Origin of the sequence: Persicobacter diffluens, assembly GCF_036244895.1 — a bacterium.
Taxonomy (GTDB): Bacteria; Bacteroidota; Bacteroidia; order Cytophagales; family Cyclobacteriaceae; genus Persicobacter; species Persicobacter diffluens.
Genome location: NZ_BQKE01000001.1, coordinates 2725723 through 2744950 on the forward strand (window position 1 = coordinate 2725723; position 19228 = coordinate 2744950).

Genomic DNA, 19228 nt, shown 5'->3' on the forward strand with positions numbered 1-19228 from the left:
GGCCATGGGAAAAAGCGACCTGTTAAAGTGGAATATGCACTGATAGGGCCAAAAACCCACCCAAGTAACTTATTATAAAGTTCTTTCAGAAGATTTCCTGGTTTATTTTAAATACTCCCAATTAGGGTTGGCTCGCTTTCTCCGCCTTCATCTGCTGCTGAAAAAAAACTAGCAACAGGAAAGTTCTTTCATTTTTCACACCCCCGGCTATACGAGAATTTAAGCGCGCATTATTTTAAACTCCTTTGTCGAGACAGCCAACAATGACGAAATAGTTAGCATAGGCAAAGAGCCATTATGCCCCTGACCGAGGGGAAGAGGGCTCGCCAAAAAAGAAATTATTCTACAGGTAACCCTTTGATCATATTCCAAAGCGCCATTTTAGCCTCCCGATCCTGGTGCATCAGGCTCAAGGAATTAGTAGGACAGACGGTCAGCATTTTTCCTTTACGGGCTACATTCCATTGCAGACCTCTTAATTCCGGCACGTCTGCCTCTGTCAGGCCGAAAGTCAGGATGAATTTAGCCGGGATCTCTGCTCGCACCATCGCCAGATTAATCGCTTGCACCTGAGCAATATTCAGGATGGCCACCTCATTAATTGCGATATTCTTGGCGGAAAGAATGTTTGCCAAAAGCGTTTTATCTGCCTCCGGAAACTGATAATCGGGATAATTGACCATTACCAAAACAGGCGCATCGGTTTTACCTTCTACTGGAAGGCTTGAGCCAGGCAGCTCCTGAATCTCCTCTTCCTCCAACTCCAGCAGATTATTTGCCAGGGCTTCAATGGCCTCCTGATCATGTTCTTCCTCCAAAACATAAATCACCTCCTGCTTCATGAAATCAAGATCCATTAAATTTTGCTCTTCCATATTTTGCTTATTCTGACCAACCATGCTTGCCCTTTAGCGGGACGAAGCTAAAATTACTAAAAACTTCTTTCTCGACTTTAGAGGCGGAAACGCGCGTATAACGATGCATTTCCTGAGATTTGGAATTACCTACAGGAATCACCAATCGCCCCCCAATTTCCAATTGCTCCAACAATAATTGTGGTACTGCCGGCGCACCAGCGGTCACGATAATCCCTTTATAAGGCGCCTCTGCAGCCAAACCTTTCGACCCATCTCCCCAAAACAATTTCGGGCGGTAGCCCATCTGCCCCAGCAAATCCGCAGCGGATAAGTGCAAGGCCTTTACGTATTCGATGGAATAAATGTCTACCCCTAATGCGCACAATACCGCTGCCTGATAGCCCGAACCTGTACCAATCTCCAAAACCTTATCTCCGGGCTTGGTATGCAGCAATTGCGTCATGAAAGCCACCGTATAAGGCTGGGAAATAGTCTGCCCGGAGCCAATAGGAAAGGCCTTATCCTCATAGGCATGACTTAAAAATGCATTTTCGAAAAAATAATGACGCGGGATCCTGCCCATTACGTCGAGCACCTTTTCGTCCTTTATCCCTTTTTGCTTTAAAGTAGCAATCAACTGGCGGCGCATGCCCTGATGTTTATAGCTGTCCTCCATCATACTGTAATTTCCCAAATTTTTTACTTAAAAGCACTCCTATTTCAAAGGAAATCCAAGCGGCGAACAATCCCACCAATGCCCCTCCGATAATATCCAGAGGATAATGCACCCCCACGTAAATTCTGGAGTAGGCTACCAGTGCCGCCCAAAGAAACATCCACTTGGTCCATGGATATAATTTGCCCAGCATTTTCCAAACGATCAGGGCTATGGCGAAGGAATTCGAGGAATGTGAAGAAACAAAGCCATAAGTACCTCCCCGCCCTCCAACGATATGCACCAACCCCTCCAGAAGTGGTTCGTGACTAGGCCGCAGGCGCGCCACCCAGGGCTTTAATAAACCACTGGCAATTTGATCCGCCAAAAGAATGGTTAATCCAATGACAATGACCCATATCCAGCTGTCTTGTCGGTATTTTTTGAACAATAAAAACACCAATAATAAATATAAGGGGATCCAGGTGAATCGGTTCGTAATTATGGCTATTAGCGGATCCATAAAATCCGCATGCCACCCATTGAACCATAAAAATACTTCCCGGTCAAAGGCAAAAATCTGCTCTACCATGTTTATCGCTTGTACTGCAACCAGTTTATTTCTTTTTTCAGTTGCTTCAGTGTTTCGGCTTCTTTACTGCCTTCCTCCGGCTGAAAATCATACATCCAATCGGCTTGCGGCGGCAAACTCATCAGAATACTCTCCGTTCTACCATTGGTTTCCAGCCCAAATTTCGTCCCCCGATCCCAGACCAGGTTAAATTCCACATACCGACCACGGCGCAATCGCTGCCACTGAAGCTCCTGCTCCCCAAAAGGAGTATCCTTTCGGCGATCCAGCAAATTTAGATAAATCGGAGAAAAAAGCTGCCCCACACCCAAAACAAAATCAAACAATTGTGATTTATCCATATCTTCTGTAGCCACCAACCGATCAAAGAATATCCCACCTACTCCTCTGGTTTCATTTCGGTGTGGAATAAAAAAATAATCATCCGCCCACTTTTTAAAATCCGGATATAAGTGATCGGCAAATTGATCGCAGTGTAATTTTAACTGATGATGAAACCAGGCCGCGTCCTCAGGAAAAATATAATGAGGCGTCAGATCTATACCACCTCCAAACCAATAGGTGCCATCAGCCAATTCGAAATAACGGATATTCATATGGATTATCGGCACCCAGGGATTTTGCGGATGAAGCACAATGGATACACCTGTAGCCATAAATGATTGAGGAGCTACTCCTAAATTTTTGGCCGCTCCTGCTGATAACGCCCCTTCGACTGCGGAGAAATTCACCCCGCCTTTTGCGATATGCTTGCCATTGGTCAACACCTTGCTAAGCCCTCCTCCTCCCTCTGGCCTTTCCCACTCATCGGAAGTAAATTTGGCTAAACCATCTGCAGCCTCCAGGGCCAGTACGATATCAGATTGTAAGCCTAAAAAAGCGGTTTTTATTACAGAGGAAGCGCTCATAAAAGTGAATGTTTTGTGGTTTTCATCAATTTAATCGAAAAACTATCATCGCCCTAACTTTTAAATCTGATGGAGATTATGCTAATAACCAATATCCTATTTTAGCCATGAAAATGCTTGCAAGCGTCTCCGATAAACAATTGGAAAAACTGTTGGCAGAACTGTTTTTCAGCCTAAAAATCGAGCAACCGAAACGTTATCGGGAAGAAATCTCCGTTTTTGAAGCCGGTTTTAAGCAATGGCAAAATTTACCTGACGACCGTTATTATACCTCCAAAAAAAGAAATACCGAACTGATCAAAAGCAATCTGGAGGCAAAAATACAGGAGGGGCTAAAAGAATTTACGCTAAGGCATAATCTTTCTTATACATTGCCCTCAATCCTGCCAAAAGGCTACCCCTTGGTACAGCTTTTAGCAAACTTAAAGTCAAAATTAAGGGCCAAACAGGGCAATCTCCAATTTCCCGATGATTTACAATCGCTAATGGAACAACTTTATGATTTATTGGTAGCCATGGAGCTTTCCAAACAGATTCGGGAGGAAACACAAGCCATGCGGGAGAATTTCAAGCTTCAGTTACTGGCTTTCTTTGAAAAAGAGCACCGCCACTTGAAAAAGCGGGCGGGTTAATAGGAAAGTTGGCGAACAATTAAATAAATCACGCCCAGTAAAAACATGATGATGGATATCTTATTCACACCATGCATCATTTTTAAACTGAAGGATTTAGGACGATCCGGATCAGGCTTTCTAAAAAAATAGCCTAGCACTTCGGAGAATTCGAAATAAGCTTTCCAGCCTTTGCGTTTGGGTTGGTCATCAGCCATAGGAGGTATAGTTTTTCAGGTTTTGATTGTTCATCATTTGACAGGAATATTTCCTGGCCAAAAAAAGAAAAAGCAGGGCATCCCAAAGATCCCCTGCATTTTATAATTACGATTCCGCTTCGAACCAGTTATCGTCTTCTTTAATAATAGAGATCAATTCATCTACTGCATGCTCCGAGGGCACATTGCGTTTGACCACTTCCTGTCCACGGTACAGGGTGATTTTCCCAACACCTGAACCGACATAACCGTAATCCGCATCGGCCATCTCTCCCGGGCCATTCACAATACAGCCCATGATGCCGATCTTCACCCCTTTTAGGTGATCTGTTCTTTTACGAATCATGGCCGTGGTTTCCTGCAGGTCAAAAAGCGTACGTCCACAAGAGGGACAGGAAATGTATTCCGTCTTCGTCATACGGGTACGGGCAGCCTGCAAAACCCCAAAAGCTATCTGGTTGTAAGTCGTCAGGCGTTGTAATTTCGCAGCCTTGTCTTCCTGCTTAAAAAGCGGAGAAAGCATGACTCCATCTCCCAATCCGTCAATTAATAATCCACCTACATCCGTAGAAGCATGCACCTGCAAGTCTTCCTCCTCCATTTCCGGATAGGCATGACGAATTACCACTGGTGCTTCAATGCCGTCCTGAATCAATTGGAAAATTAATCTTCTCTGCTCCACCATGGCGTGTGTATTGGAGGTCTCCAGGATCAAAACCATCGGCTGTTTTTTCACAATAGCGGCAATTTCCTGATTCCAGTCCTTTAGAGCAATTCTGAGGAAATTTAGTTCGGCATGAAATTTCACTTCTCCCTGAACTTCTTCAAGCGTGAAAACAGGGTATTGATGTTCCTGATCCTGCTGCTTTTCCCAACAAGCGTAATCCAGTAATTCCTTTAACCCATTCGGAAGCATAAAACCAATCGGATTGGAGCCGGAATATATATAATCAGCACCAAGGTCTCCCATTTTCCATTTATCCAGCTCTGGAAGGTAATGATGGCTAATGGCTTTTAGGTCTTTAAACACCATTTCCGCCTTTACTTCAGAAAAGTCGGCAATAACACGTGGCACCTGATGATCTCCGAAGGCGCCCACCTCCTTTGTCACTCTCCTTTGATAAACATAGGGATTCACGGGGCTTTCAGATATGGATGGAATCGCCTCATGACCTTCCCGGTCATTATATCGATCGATCAGCTTTCGAGCAACCGGCGCTTCTGCCTCCGGAGCTTCCGTCAAAGAAACCCGAACAGTATCTCCCAAGCCATCTTCCAACAGCGTTCCGATCCCTACAGCGGATTTAATCCGGCCATCTTCTCCATCACCGGCTTCGGTAACGCCCAAATGCAATGGGTACGGACGAAGTCCCTCCTCATCCAGACGTTGCACCAATAATCGGTAAGCCTGCACCATGATTCGGGTATTGGAGGCTTTCATGGATAAAACCACATCATGGTAATCCATCTCATCACAAATGCGCAGGAATTCCAAAGCAGACTCCACCATTCCCTGGGGCGTATCACCATAACGGCTCATAATTCGATCAGACAGCGAACCATGGTTCGTTCCAATCCGCATGGCGGTACCATGGGCTTTACAAATTTCCACCAGAGGGGCAAATCGCGATTTGATCCGTTCTAGCTCCGCCTGATATTCTTCCTCAGTATAATCAATCTGCTCAAATCGCTTTTTATCTGCATAATTCCCGGGATTGATCCGCACCTTTTCCACTATCTTTGCGGCAACCTCTGCGGCATTAGGCGTAAAATGAATGTCGGCTACTAAAGGAACATCGTAACCACGCTTCAACAATTCCTCCTTGATCACAGCCAGATTTTCCGCCTCTTTCTTGGAGGGGGCCGTAATTCGGACATATTCACAACCTGCATCCACCATGCGGATGGTTTCTTCAACGACTGCCTGTGTATCCATGGTATCCACGGTGGTCATGGACTGCACCCGGATAGGGTAATCCCCTCCCATGGGTTTGCTACCTATGTTCACTACGGAGGCTTTGCGGCGTTTGTATGCTGTCAGGCTATTACAATATTGGCCTTCCAGTATATTTTTTTCAGACATTAAATCCATATGCTTTGGGAATGGCTCCCGGAAATTATCTCTAATATTTAAATCGGCTTCATCGCCGTAATATTCAATCATCTGTGAAGGGAAATCCTCCACAAAAAACAAAAATACCATTTTCCCTTCATCTTCAGCAAGCCTGAAGGTTAATTCCTTATGAACTTATCCCAAATCTCCCAACTGTGGGCGGATAATCACTTCTTCTAATACGGTGCAAGGTGACAGTTGATAGGCAGACCATACGGTATCTGCCACATCCTGGGCCTTCATAAATCTTTCCTCAGGAATATCCACCCCGTCCCAGGAAGCGGTGAAAGTGGCGCCGGGCATCACGGCAGTCACCTTTACCTGATGCTCCTTCATTTCTTCGCGCAACACCTTGGTCAAGCCCAATTGGGCAAATTTCGAGATAGCATAAGAGCCTCCATTGGTATAGGCGGTAATACTGGCCGTCGAACAAATATTAAAGATATGCCCCTTTTTTCTTAGCTTCATTTCCGGAGCTATGGCCCGACATAAATGATAGGTGGAATACAAATTTGTCTCAATCATTTCTTCCAACACCCCTTCTTCCTCTTCATGAATAAAGCCCGGAATAAACCGACCGGTGTTGTTGACCAAAACCTCCACCCCCTGTGGCAGGCTGTTGATCAAATCCCCAAATTCCTTTACCTCTTCCTTTTTAGACATGTCTACCGGCGCCACATAAATTTTGATCTCCGGAAATTGACTCGTCAAATCAGCTCTCAGGGCCACTAAATCCTCCTGATTTCTACTGCAGGTGGCGATATCAAATCCTTCAGCGGCGAATTTTTCTACAATGGCTTTTCCAATTCCTTTGGTTCCGCCGGTAACTACTGCTAATGGGTTCATAATTTTTATTGTTTAAAGGAAATTCTTAGTTCGATCTTCACGTATAATCGTAAAGGTCTTGGAAAAATTAAAAGTATGCTTAAAAATTTGTCTTAAATTCATTCAATTATCAAAATTGATGCATCTTTGCACCCATACCACTGTATAATATTTCATGATTTCCAATATAGGTAAGTATTGTTTATTCATTAAATCCCTTTTTGTAAACAGGGAACGCTTCCGCATTTACGTAAAATTAATTTTTGAGGAGGCCGTCGAAATTGGTTATAACTCCATCGTGATCGTGGCATTGATTTCCACCTTCATTGGGGCTGTTACCGCCATCCAAACTGCTTACAATATGACCAATCCGCTTATTCCAAATACGGTGATTGGCTTTATTGTGAGAGAGATGACCTTTCTTGAATTAGCCCCTACCATTACCGCCCTGGTTTTTGCCGGAAAGGTAGGATCCAGCATTGCAGGCCAGATTGGTACCATGCGGATCACGGAGCAAATTTCCGCATTAGAGGTGATGGGTATTAATTCTTCCAGTTATTTGGTCTTGCCGAAAATCATTGGCACCATGATCACCTATCCATTATTGGTCATTTTATCGATCACCCTTGGCCTTACCGGTGGATATCTGTCCACCACCATTACCGGAGCATTAACTCCTAATGAATACATTGAAGGATTAAGAATGGAATTTATCCCCTACAATGTCTTCTTTGCCCTGATCAAATCTATCGTATTTGCTTTTATCATTTCCAGTGTCTCGGCTTATGAAGGTTTTTATACCACCGGAGGTGCGCTGGAAGTAGGAAAGTCTTCTACCAAAGCCGTTACTAATAGCTGTCTGATCATCCTGATTGCAGACTTTTTCCTTGCCGAATTATTATTATAAGTTACCCAGCATGATTGAAGTTAAAAATCTACACAAATCCTTTATGGGAAAAACAGTCCTGAACAATATCAATGGGGTATTCCAACAGGGCAGTGTAAATATGATCATTGGCGCTTCGGGTACAGGAAAAAGTGTACTTATGAAATCCATTGTCGGGCTTTATGAGCCGGATTCCGGAGAGGTGCTTTATAACGGAAGAGATTTCTACCGGTGTGATCGTACCGTGAAAAAATCTATTCGTCAGGAAATTGGCATGTTGTTTCAGGGCTCCGCACTTTTTGATTCCAAGACGGTAGAGCAAAATGTTAAGTTTCCCCTTGACATGCTCAGCGATTATAACGAAAGTGAAAAACGCGACCGGGTGAATGACATCCTTAAGCGGGTGGGCCTGGAGAATGCCAATAAGAAAATGCCGTCTGAACTATCAGGTGGAATGCAAAAACGGGTGGGGATAGCTCGTGCCATCATCAATAATTCCCGCTATCTTTTCTGTGATGAACCTAATTCAGGACTTGATCCGCAGACTTCCATTTTGATCGACAATTTGATCAAAGAAATTACAGTAGAGTTCAACACCACCACCATTGTGGTGAGTCATGATATGAACTCGGTAATGGAAATTGGAGATCATATTATGTTCCTGTACAAAGGAGACAAAGTTTGGGAAGGCACAAACACCGAAATCATGGATGCGGAGCCGGAATCCCTTCAGCATTTTATTTTGGCGAACAAATTGCTACGATCACTAAAGGAAACACGGAATTAAACATGAACAAAGAAATCAAAATCCCGGCTCATATTGAAGGCCTGATTTTCGATGTGGATGGCACATTGGCAGACACTATGCCTACCCATTATTTAGCCTGGGTAAAAATTGCGGAACAGAACGGTTTCGAATTTCCGGAAGCCTTATTTTACGAATGGGCAGGGAAGCCAACCACAGAAGTCACCGCCCTGTTAAATGAGCGCTTTGGCTTGTCCATGGACATTGAAACTACTTCAGCGGCAAAAGAAGAAGCTTACCTGGAACTAGCCGATCAGGTGGCGGCTATTCCCCTTACAGTAGACATCGCCAAGGCTTACCATGGCAAACTACCGATGTCAGCAGGAACTGGTAACATTAAACATCTGACCGCACATTCACTGAAAGCCATTGGTCTGGAAGATATCATAACCACCATCGTAACTGTGGAGGACGTAAATCACCCCAAACCGGACCCGGAGACCTTTACCAAATGCGCTGACCTGATGGGCGTTCCTTATGAAAAGTGCCTGGTATTTGAAGATGGTGAACACGGGATAACCGCTGCTAAAGCCCTTGGAATGGAAGTCATAGACGTAAGAGAACACCTGGAAACAGTCTGATCTCTTCAAACAGAAGATTTACAAGGTGTTCCCCTTTTGGAGAGCACCTTTTTTATTTTACCCGCATCAGGCTTACGTAAAAAGTGGTTCCCTTTCCTACTTCTGATTCGAACCATATCTTCCCCCCGGCGTGTTCAATCCCTCTTTTAGCGACTGCCAGCCCTATCCCGGAACCTGAAAATTTGGTACTGAAATTAGGGAGAAAAACCTTGGATTGAATATCCTCCGCTATCCCGATTCCATTATCCTTTATACTAACCTTAATTTGGTCTTCCTCTTCCTCCAGACCAATCTCTATCCGGGGCTCCACATCCGAAGAAACCGCCTGAAAGCCATTTATAATCAAATTAGATAAGGTACGATTAATCAGTTGATGATCTCCCTCCACCCAAATCGAACCATTCACTTCAGGGAAAATCAATACGCCCCTTTCCGGCTCACGATAAAGTTCAATCACCTTATTCAGTTCATCCGTAAAGTCAAAAGGCTCCTTGATCGGCATTGGCATCTTTGCAAACTCAGAAAAAGAAGTGGCAATTTCCGATAGCAAATCCACCTGCCCCAGCAGCATATCAATCGTTTCGGAATTGCGTTGCATTTCCTCGGAATCACTATTGTTCATGACCATTTGCATGTACTGAAGTCGCAGCTTCATCGGTGTTAGGGGATTTTTAATCTCATGTGCCACCTGCTGCGCCATTTCCCGCCAGGCAGACTGTTTCTCAGCCTGCGCCATCTTAATTTTACTCTCCTCCAACTTCTTCAGCATGCGGTTATATTCCTTTACCAAGGATCCAATTTCATCATCAGAACGCCACTTCAAGGGTTGATCCAAAGAAGATAGATTCGTGGAACGAATGCGCTGTGCCAATATCACCAAAGGATAAGTCAGCCAGCGGGAAGCGAAAAAGGCGATGGCCAGAAAAATAATAAAGATAAAAGTGAACAGATTAATAATATTATTAACCCCTTCATTGAGCAAGGGATCGGTGGTCGGGTTCACCGGAAAGAAGGGCACCCCGATTATTCCAATCAGCCTCCCACTATTTTGTGATCTAAGGGACACATAAACCTGCTTATATTCATAATCACCAGCGTACTCATCAAGTACCACTTTCTGGTCCCCTTCATAAGAGAGCGCCCTTAATGCTTTTGGATTAATTCGGTTAGAGAGCAACTGACGCTGGAAAACCATCGGCTGATTCGAGGCGATCAGCTTTCCGTTCACATCATATAAAGCAATGTCGAGCGAGGAGATATTAGCTATCTTATCCACCTCATACACCACATCCGCCTTATCCAGCAGCCTATCCTCATATGCCACCATTACCTCATTCATATTATTCACAATCCCCTCAGACTTTGTCGTATAAGAACTGATCACCGCCCGCCGAGAAGTGTTGATCATCATACTCAGCGTGGTCACCGAAAGCGCCAGCAATGGCACCAGGAAAGCTGAATTAAGGTAAATCTGAATCTTAGCCACAAAGTTCAGCTTTACATTTCGGGACAGGAGATAAAATCCATAACTCACCACCACCATGGAGGCCAGCAGAATCATAATCAGGAAAATGTAGGCAAAATCAGTATACAAGTCATATAACCCATATACTTTATGGGAAACGATACGCACCCGGTTTTCCTTTTCTCGAATCCCAAAATGCCGGAAGCCATTTACCAAAAGCCCGTTTTTATAAAGCTGATGATTTCTCAATAGCTTCAAATCAAAAAACTTAGAGTAGTTAAATTCTCCTGATTGATATTGTAACTGATCGTAATAGTAGTCTGCAAAACTGAATAATGCCGGATTGTAATTTGTGCCCTGCTTTTTTTCATGCATCAGCAATAATGGGAAAACGCTGTTCTCATTCAGGTCCTGCTGCGTTAGTTCCACGATTACATGCCCCATCAGTTTATCCCCCTTATTCAAACTCACCACGGTAGCATAGGTCAGGTTAGACCCAAAAGACCCATCTTTTAAACGGAATACCGCGGGGTAATCCGTCTCAAAGTTTTTTTGATTATATATTGCCCGGGTTTTGGTAAAATTTTCCTTGCGATTACTGTTGATGACCTTCCCCTGTTGATCATAGAAATAGAAAACAGCATTGTACTTATCAAAATACTCCGACAAAAAGCGTTTCTGAAAAAACTGATCATCATACTTACGAAGGCGCTTTTTATTCTGAATTAATCGCCCCAAAAAAGCATCCATGGCCATTTCCTGACCAGCTCGCTGGAGCAAATACTCTCCTATGATGTCATTCTCCACATTCAGATTGTTAATAAAGCGCTCCCTTCCGGACTCGGTATTGTAGGTCTGATATTTCTGGATAGAGATCGTCCCCAGCAGGGAAACCACGATGGTCCCCTGAAACAGAAAGAGCACAGTGGTGTATTTTATCTTTCCAGTTCCCTTGGACAAACCCAACCGTAATACAGAGGAGGCCATGACGATTTCCGTAAAGGCAACGGCCAGGCCGGTACCACTCATCATGTCATTATTGACCAAAGTAATCAACAATCCAATAAACCAAATGCCTAAATAGGGTATACTATTTCGCTCCGGAAATAGCTTTCGGAAAAGTTTGAGAATAACTGACTGGGCTAGCATGAAGGTGAAGGCCGAGAGGGCCACGCACAAATAGCTAAACACCATAAAATTATCCCACAGCAGGCTCACCCCAATCGCAAAACTAGATTGTGAGTGGTAATTGATGGATTCAAAAATATTGAAGACAAAAAAAGCAGACTCAAATGCAATGGCTGTGAGCAAAATCCCAATAGGAAAACGCTTACTATCCGGCTGTCGGAATAGCACCCGAACCAATTTGGAGCGATGGAAAAACAAGAAAATGTAAACCACCAATATACTCAGAAAGGTCAGGTTAAGGATCAAATCCCCCAAGGAGGGATTTAGCGTAGACGAGGCAAACACCTTAGGATTAAAAATCTTCATGGTGTCCATTCCAAAAAAATTCCGCGACCACAAAAGCGGTAATCGCCCGATGATCAGGCTGACAATTAAAAATACCAGTCCGCGGTCAAAATTTGACCGCCGGGCCATATGCACCGCGTTGATCCAACAAAACAAAATATACAGGAAAGCGGAGGCAAAGATGATCACCCAAATGGCCACATAAACCCCTCCCATTTCTCGTTTATAACCCTTTTCAAAATTAACGCTGAACAGGAATTTTTTATTCGGCGCAAAGATGCGATAATTAGAAAACTGAAAGCTTTCAGATAGATCCACCCGTTTATTGGTAAACACTTTCGCATTGAATGTTTTCCCCTTGTAAGTGACGTGCGTTTTTTCCATCACCTTTAACGGTACCACCCCCACTATTTCATAGATCAACGACCCTTTTTCTATCGTCTTCCGGCTCAGGACCGATTCTCGTCTGGCTACCTCACGAAAAAAAAATTGATAGTTACCAGCCACCTCGGGATAAGAAGGCACAAAAGTTTGATCTGACCAGTAAATCAATTTACCATTCAGATAAATGACCACCGGATACTCCGGACTAAAATCTCCTACTTGTTCAGGATTGAAATAACCATCGGATTGTATACGCTGACGCAGATAAAGTAGGTCTTTATCTACCTGACTCAGCTGCCCTTCCAATTTCTTTTGGATCTGATTAGTATAGGCACGAGGATACTGAAACTGAGCCACAAAGCCTTTTTCAAGGAAAAATGCAATGATCACCCCAACAAGGGCCAGCAATAACCACCGGAGTCTGTAAAATTTAATTCGTTGCAAAAACCTCTAATTCTAATCCAAAAATATTCCCAAAATCGGGCATTAGCATGTAAAAATCAATCAAAAGAAATACCAAATTATTCCATTACCTAAGAAAATAACCCAATATTCCTCTTTGATGACCGAAACCGAAATACCACCTGACAAGAAAAAAGGCTTTCCTTTTAAGAAAGCCCTATTGATTAAGTGATATCTTTGGTAGCATCAGCCACAATCTGCTGATTTCTAAGAATGCGCTCCTTCTCCCTTTTGGAATTCCGGTACCATAGATAGCCCACCGTTGAAATCACCAAATAAGGTAAAATAAACAGATATAGAATTCCGGTATTGAGGGAAGCCCCGATACCAATATCTCCATTGGAAACATTATTTTCTACCGTCGCCCGGCACATGGCGCATTGCGCACTGACCGCCATAGGCAGCAGGCTTAACAAAAGCACATTCAGGCTTCTGAAAAAAAGACAGATGATCCGATCTTTCATAGGCTTTTATTGATAATAAGGCAAAATCATAAAATAAACTATCACTCCGGTTACAGATACGACGAACCAGATAGGGAAAGAGAATTTCACAATTTTACGGTGCTTGACCAAATTATTGGACAGGGCATAGAAATAGGAAAGCAATACAAAGGGCAATACAATAATCGCCAGTCCTATATGTAATAAGAGCGTGACCAGGTAAATGTTTCTTACCACCCCAATTTCGGCTAACTCACTCTCCTCTAGCACCCCGTTGTGGTTGGCATCTCCGAATAAAGTGGTTTCCACAGACCCGTGATAGACCACATAGGCCACCAAAAAAAGCGCTCCCAACACAAAAGAAATCAGCATTAATTTTTTATGTGCTTCTACATTACCCTTTTTTATCTGCACCACAGCCAACACCAGGCAAACTGCTGTGGCAGAATTAATCACCGCATTGATATGAGGCACCATCTTTACCCATTCCCCGTCCACACTCACTTTCCATGGACTGAAAAACAAAAGCGCCACTGCAATCGGGATGATTATGGATATTAATGCAATCCCGATCATAAATTTCTTTCCGTTGTCCTGATCTATTACTGTATTCATTTTGTTCGCTATTTGGGTTGTAAATTTAGTCTTGTTGGGTGTACAGAATGCTAACCTCCTGTTTCAGCCGATCGATTTCTACCGGATCTTCATAATTAAAAAAGCCTCTTAAGTCACCTGAGGCATCAATTAACACCATTAAATGATCTGCCTGCTCTTTTTGCTCCAGTGCAAAAGAACACTTAAAAACCCGCCGCAATTGCTCCTCACTACCAGCAATAAGGCCGATGCCTTTATTACTCATCGAGGCTTCCGTCGTCATCATCCAGTAAGCAACTTTCGGATATTTCTTTAAAGATTTTTGCAAGTAAGTAATTTTCGATTCCGCAGCCTCTGCTGAATGCACCGGGGCGTAAGTCAAAATATTGACCTGTCCCTCAAAACTCCCCTGCATCAGGATATCATCTGCCCAACTAAGAGAGGCCACTTTTACCTCCCCACATTCACTGACCATCAGGCTATCCTTGGCATACCTGACCGGAATGTCATATTGGTTATCACCAAAAGCCTGCAAGAAAAGGTAAACGGCCACCGGGAAAATCAGAATAGCCACCAGCAGCAGGGATTGAAACAATTTTTTACGATTCATATAAAAAGAAAAATCAGACCGATGTCAGCCTGATTTTATTGTTTTTTAAGGAACATTCCTAGTTAAAATAGGAGAAGATTGCTGACCCTTCATTGAGCAAGGCGATAATTAACCAAATCACAAAAATACAGGGCAAACCCAGTGACCAGATCAAAACCTTATGCTCATGTTTGAGGTGCATAAATTCGGATACGATGTAAAAGGCCTTCACGAGCGTCATGCCGATAAAGATCGCATTTCGCAACATGCCGCCATCCATCGTGAAGGCTAACAAAAATTCCACTGCCGTGATGATCGCCAAAATACCGGCTACACGCCAGATCTTTTTGATCTTCTCCGGATCCACTGGTTTTACTTCTACCTTTGGAGTTGATACTTCCATAATTAATATTTTTTTACGAGGGGGACGACCGTCGCGAGCCAATTATTTTCCGGATAAAAAAACTCCTCCGGCCTCCCTTATTCGTGTGAATTCTTTTTTATTAAACACTTTTAAGGATAAATCCTCCTTAGATCAGGTAAAAGAAGGTAAATACAAATACCCAAACCAAGTCCACAAAGTGCCAGTACAAGCCTACTTTCTCCACCATTTCATAATGGCCGCGCTTATCATAGGTTCCCACTACCACATTATAAAAAATGATAAAATTCAGGATCACCCCGGACAATACGTGGGTCCCATGGAAGCCAGTAATAAAGAAAAACAAGTCCGCAAAAGCCTGAGGCCCATATTGGTTTTCCGCCAGATTGGCGCCGGTCACGATGGATTTGATCCATTCTCCATCCACCAAACGCTCTACTGTCATCCCGATATCCGTTCCGTGAATAAAGTGAGACCACTCCCAAGCCTGACAACCTAGGAAAGTAACTCCTCCCACGATCGTCCATAGCATCCATTTCTGAACGCCCTCGCGATCCATACGGTGACCAGCCTCTACGGCCAGTACCATCGTTACCGAAGACAAAATCAAAATGAAGGTCATAATACCCACAAACACCAATGGCAAGTGTACTCCGTGAAGGAAAGGGACTGCATCAAATACCAATTCAGGAATTGGCCAATAATCTACGGAAGGCAAAAATGCTTCAGTAGGATTGTGCGGATAAGCGGGATAGCGAAAACGCAACATTCCGTAAGCAATCAGCAAACCGGAAAATGAAAAAGTATCGGATAGTAGGAAAAACCACATCATCAGCTTGCCGTAGCTTGCCTTCATCGGTTCTTTTCCTCCCCCCCAAACTCCGGTAGCGCCAGGAATTAATGTTGAGGTTTGTGACATAGCGGTTATGTAATTTTTATTCGTTTGATATTGATTCGATTAGTTATAGTACGCCAGGAAAGCATACAAATAGATCCACAAGCCACCCAGGAAATGCCAATAAGTGACACACATTTCCATTCTGTCCAACTTACGAGAATGAATTCTCAAGCGGAAAGAAGCGTACAGCATAATGGCCAAAAAGATCAGAGCAGACACTAAGTGCACCACATGCACACCGGTAAACACATAGATAAAGGAACCGGCAGGATGTCCTACAAAGTTCACATTCATGGCTACCAGTGCGTCCCAGGCTTCTAATTGTCCCCAAATAAACAGTCCACCTAAGAGACCTGTTACCACCATCGCAATTCTTAGTGCTGGTAAGTTATCTCGCTTGGCGAAATAATAAGCCAATTGAAGGCTGGCAGAAGAAGCGATGATAATGGCGGTATTTACAATAAAGATCGAAGGAAGACTGATGCCTAATGTTCCGGTCTCAGAGATCTTCACGATATAGGCGGAGGTCAACGCTCCGAAAAGCAATACCACAGAAACCAAAAACAACCAAAGTCCGAACTTTTGGGCGTTCATGGCGAGTGGGGTCTGAGGTTTTTTGGTCATATGAATGGCAGTGTCCATAGTATTATAATTTTTGTCGGTGAGGGATTACAGCAAATCAAAAAGGAAAGCCAGCTGAACGATTGGCAGGTAAAGAAAAGAGCCAAACATAATTTTCAGAGCAGATTTACGATCCTGATTTTTCATTAACTGTATCGTTTGTGCCAAGAATAGCACACCACACACCGTGGTAATCAATGCAGAATTAATTCCGGTCACCCCAAAACGGGCAGGCAAAAGTCCCAAGGGAATTAGAAAAAGGGTATAAGTTATAATCTGAAGACAAGTCTCCATATCCTTCTTTCCATTGACCGGTAAAAGTTTAAAGCCTGCCTTTTTATAGTCTTCATCCGCCACCCAGGCAATGGCCCAGAAGTGAGGGAATTGCCAAAAGAACTGAATACCAAAAAGAATTAATCCTACGATGGTAATCTCTCCTGTGGCTGCAGTCCATCCCAGCAAGGGAGGCAATGCTCCGGGAATGGCACCCACAAATACCGCAATGGGCCCTACTCTTTTCAGCGGAGTATAGACAAAGGCATAAAGAATAAGCGAAACCACTGAAAGCACGACAGTGATCGTATTGGTATACACTACCAATAAAGCTAATCCGGTGGTTCCGACTATACCTGAGAAGAGCAGTGCTTCGAGATCCGAGAGACGGCCCTGCGCCAACGGACGATCGGCTGTTCTCTTCATCAGGCGATCATATTCCTTTTCCTGAATCTGGTTGAGTGTGATTGATGCACCAGATACCAGGAATCCCCCCAAAGACAACATCAGCAATTTCACCCAATCGATCTGTCCTCCTACCGCCATGGCGTAGCCAAAGGCAGAAGAAAAAGCCACCAATAATGACAGTCGGGCTTTCAGCAGCGATGCAAAATCTTTCACAATCGCCCAACCCATAGAACGGGAAGAGATGGAATTGCTTGAAATCATTACTTTAGGGTTATGTGCATTGATAGGGTAAGGAAAATAAAGGAGGGAGACCCTCCCTAATTTATTTTTGTTTTACTTCCTCCATTTGCTCCTTTTCAAAAGGCAAATTGGAGTTTGGTGTTTCTGATAGTGGTACCGTCTGTGGAATGAAATCTTCAAAACCATCCTTATCCGCATTTGGCTTGGAGTAATCATATGGCCAACGATGTACTGCTGGAATGGCACCAGGCCAGTTCCCATGTCCGGGCTCAATAGGTGTTGTCCACTCTAGTGTGTTCGAATTCCATGGATTCTGTGGTGCTCTACGGCCTTTGTACATGGAGTAGAAGAAGTTGAACAAGAAGATTAACTGCGCCACAAAGGTGAAGATTGCTGCTGCAGACACAAAAGCATTCAAGTCCGAGAATCCGCTAAATGCCTGGAAGTTGGTAAAGGAGTAATAGTGTCTTGGGAATCCTGCAATACCGATGTAGTGCATTGGGAAGAACACCATGTACACCCCGATGAAGGTCAGCCAGAAGTGAACATAACCCAATCGGGAGTCCATCATGCGACCAAACATTTTGGGGAACCAGTGGTAAACCCCAGCCATCAATCCGAAGAAAGAAGCAGAACCCATTACTAAGTGGAAGTGAGCCACTACAAAATAAGTATCATGCAACTGAATATCGATCGCTGAGTTCCCCAGGAAAATACCTGTCAAACCACCCGAGATAAACAATGAAACCAAACCAATGGAGAACAATGTCGCCGGGGTAAAAACAATATTACCTCTCCACAGCGTCGCCAGATAGTTAAATACCTTCACGGCGGATGGCACCGCAATAATCAGGGTCAGTAGCGTAAAGATAGTCCCCAGGAAAGGATTCATTCCGGAGACGAACATATGGTGAGCCCAAACGACGAAGGATAAGATGGTAATTCCCAACATAGAACCAATCATCGCACGGTAACCAAAAATCGGTTTACGAGAGTTGGTAGAAATCACTTCTGAAGTAATCCCCAATGCTGGAAGCAATACAATATACACTTCAGGGTGGCCCAGGAACCAGAACAAGTGCTGGTATAGAATAGGAGATCCACCTACCTGCGGCAATGCCTCACCACCAATATAAATTTCTGATAAATAGAAAGCCGTACCAAAACCACGGTCAAAGATCAACAACAATGCTGCGGCCAACAATACCGGAAATGACAACACCCCGATGATGGCGGTTAAGAAGAAGGACCAAATTGTCAATGGCAAACGTGCCAAAGTCATACCAGCCGTTCTCAAATTAATCACCGTTGTAATGTAGTTAATACTTCCTAATAGGGAAGAAACAATGAACAGCGCCATCGCCACCAACCACATCGTCATCCCAGCTCCGGAACCGGATACCGCTTGTGGCAATGCAGATAGCGGAGGATAATTCCACCAACCTGCGGAAGCCGGACCTGTTTCGATAAACAAAGAAACCAGCATTACCACTCCTGATAAGAAAAAGAACCAGTAGGACAGCATATTCATAAAACCGGATGCCATATCTCGGGCACCGATTTGTAATGGAATCAAATAGTTTGAGAAAGTACCCGAAAGGCCGGCAGTCAATACAAAGAAAACCATAATGGTACCGTGCATCGTTACCAAAGCTAAGTAAAACTCCGGATCTAACTTACCCTGTGGGGTAATCCAGTTCCCTAAAATTGGGCGAATCCATTCCAGGTCCATATCCGGAAAACCCAACTGCAGGCGGAAAATCATGGAAAGTGCTCCACCGATAATCGCCCAGAAAATCCCTGTTACCAAAAATTGCTTACCGATCATTTTATGGTCGGTAGAAAAGATATATTTGGTCCAAAAGTTATCGTGATGCTCGTGGTGGTCGTCATGTGCATGGTCTTCCACATGCGCCGCCGTTTGCGTATCTAATGTTGACATCTT

At 43.9% G+C, this 19228-nt stretch carries 20 protein-coding genes; 4 read left to right on the plus strand and 16 right to left on the minus strand.

The annotated features are described in order from the left end of the window. Positions 1-338 precede the first annotated feature (338 nt). Genes AAA970_RS11075 through hemF form a run of 4 tightly spaced genes read right to left on the minus strand, consistent with a single transcriptional unit; the run spans position 339 to position 3012 of the window. Complete coding sequence (locus AAA970_RS11075) at positions 339-875, minus strand: hypothetical protein (RefSeq protein WP_338237157.1); 537 nt, start codon at positions 873-875, stop codon at positions 339-341. A 7-nt stretch (positions 876-882) separates the two neighbouring features. Then, a complete protein-coding gene (locus AAA970_RS11080) occupies positions 883-1533 on the minus strand; it encodes a protein-L-isoaspartate(D-aspartate) O-methyltransferase (protein WP_060687511.1) in 651 nt (216 codons plus the stop codon). Continuing rightward, complete coding sequence (locus AAA970_RS11085) at positions 1517-2104, minus strand: phosphatase PAP2 family protein (protein WP_338237158.1); 588 nt, start codon at positions 2102-2104, stop codon at positions 1517-1519. Before AAA970_RS11085 ends, AAA970_RS11080 begins: the two co-directional genes overlap by 17 nt. Before the next feature lie 2 nt (positions 2105-2106). Further along, positions 2107-3012: an oxygen-dependent coproporphyrinogen oxidase gene (gene hemF, locus AAA970_RS11090; protein WP_338237159.1), complete on the minus strand. Its 906-nt coding sequence runs from the start codon at positions 3010-3012 to the stop codon at positions 2107-2109. Positions 3013-3119: 107 nt separating this feature from the next. Between hemF and AAA970_RS11095 the strand changes: the two genes are divergently transcribed. Then, complete coding sequence (locus tag AAA970_RS11095; RefSeq protein WP_338237160.1) at positions 3120-3644, plus strand: hypothetical protein; 525 nt, start codon at positions 3120-3122, stop codon at positions 3642-3644. On the opposite strand, the gene AAA970_RS11100 is transcribed toward AAA970_RS11095, so the two are convergent. The 3 genes from AAA970_RS11100 to AAA970_RS11110 form a co-directional block, all read right to left on the minus strand. After that, positions 3641-3841, minus strand: coding sequence for a DUF6728 family protein (locus AAA970_RS11100; protein ID WP_338237161.1), 201 nt, complete (start codon positions 3839-3841; stop codon positions 3641-3643). The two genes, AAA970_RS11095 and AAA970_RS11100, sit on opposite strands and share 4 nt — an antisense overlap. Positions 3842-3947: 106 nt before the next feature. Beyond that, complete coding sequence (ispG, locus tag AAA970_RS11105) at positions 3948-5933, minus strand: (E)-4-hydroxy-3-methylbut-2-enyl-diphosphate synthase (protein ID WP_420916726.1); 1986 nt, start codon at positions 5931-5933, stop codon at positions 3948-3950. Positions 5934-6089: 156 nt separating this feature from the next. After that, on the minus strand, positions 6090-6800 hold the full coding sequence (locus tag AAA970_RS11110) for an SDR family oxidoreductase (protein ID WP_338237162.1): 711 nt from the start codon (positions 6798-6800) through the stop codon (positions 6090-6092). A gap of 157 nt (positions 6801-6957) precedes the next feature. Here AAA970_RS11110 and AAA970_RS11115 point away from each other — a divergent pair, with 157 nt between their 5' ends. Genes AAA970_RS11115 through AAA970_RS11125 form a run of 3 tightly spaced genes read left to right on the plus strand, consistent with a single transcriptional unit; the run spans position 6958 to position 9051 of the window. Next, on the plus strand, positions 6958-7686 hold the full coding sequence (locus AAA970_RS11115; protein WP_053406927.1) for an MlaE family ABC transporter permease: 729 nt from the start codon (positions 6958-6960) through the stop codon (positions 7684-7686). A gap of 10 nt (positions 7687-7696) precedes the next feature. Continuing rightward, on the plus strand, positions 7697-8452 hold the full coding sequence (locus tag AAA970_RS11120; protein WP_338237163.1) for an ABC transporter ATP-binding protein: 756 nt from the start codon (positions 7697-7699) through the stop codon (positions 8450-8452). Positions 8453-8454: 2 nt separating this feature from the next. Then, positions 8455-9051, plus strand: a complete 597-nt coding sequence (locus AAA970_RS11125) for an HAD family hydrolase (protein WP_338237164.1) — start codon at positions 8455-8457, stop codon at positions 9049-9051. Between the two features lie 52 nt (positions 9052-9103). Here AAA970_RS11125 and AAA970_RS11130 read toward each other — a convergent pair whose 3' ends face one another. From AAA970_RS11130 to AAA970_RS11170, 9 genes are all read right to left on the minus strand, one after another. Beyond that, positions 9104-12817 (minus strand): sensor histidine kinase, encoded by a 3714-nt coding sequence (locus AAA970_RS11130; protein WP_338237165.1) that lies wholly within the window; start codon positions 12815-12817, stop codon positions 9104-9106. Between the two features lie 182 nt (positions 12818-12999). Then, a complete protein-coding gene (locus AAA970_RS11135) occupies positions 13000-13299 on the minus strand; it encodes a hypothetical protein (protein WP_053405676.1) in 300 nt (99 codons plus the stop codon). A 6-nt stretch (positions 13300-13305) separates the two neighbouring features. After that, complete coding sequence (locus tag AAA970_RS11140; RefSeq protein WP_338237166.1) at positions 13306-13893, minus strand: DUF420 domain-containing protein; 588 nt, start codon at positions 13891-13893, stop codon at positions 13306-13308. A 25-nt stretch (positions 13894-13918) separates the two neighbouring features. Continuing rightward, entirely contained in the window at positions 13919-14482 is a 564-nt protein-coding gene (locus AAA970_RS11145) for a hypothetical protein (protein WP_338237167.1), read from the minus strand. A gap of 58 nt (positions 14483-14540) precedes the next feature. Beyond that, positions 14541-14864, minus strand: coding sequence for a cytochrome C oxidase subunit IV family protein (locus AAA970_RS11150; RefSeq protein ID WP_338237168.1), 324 nt, complete (start codon positions 14862-14864; stop codon positions 14541-14543). Positions 14865-14991: 127 nt separating this feature from the next. Next, complete coding sequence (locus AAA970_RS11155) at positions 14992-15762, minus strand: cytochrome c oxidase subunit 3 (protein WP_053406928.1); 771 nt, start codon at positions 15760-15762, stop codon at positions 14992-14994. A 39-nt stretch (positions 15763-15801) separates the two neighbouring features. Beyond that, positions 15802-16383, minus strand: a complete 582-nt coding sequence (locus AAA970_RS11160; protein WP_338237169.1) for a cytochrome c oxidase subunit 3 — start codon at positions 16381-16383, stop codon at positions 15802-15804. Positions 16384-16410: 27 nt separating this feature from the next. After that, positions 16411-17304: a heme o synthase gene (gene cyoE, locus AAA970_RS11165; RefSeq protein WP_338237170.1), complete on the minus strand. Its 894-nt coding sequence runs from the start codon at positions 17302-17304 to the stop codon at positions 16411-16413. Positions 17305-17365: 61 nt separating this feature from the next. After that, positions 17366-19225, minus strand: coding sequence for a cytochrome c oxidase subunit I (locus AAA970_RS11170; protein WP_338237171.1), 1860 nt, complete (start codon positions 19223-19225; stop codon positions 17366-17368). Between the last annotated feature and the right edge of the window lie 3 nt (positions 19226-19228).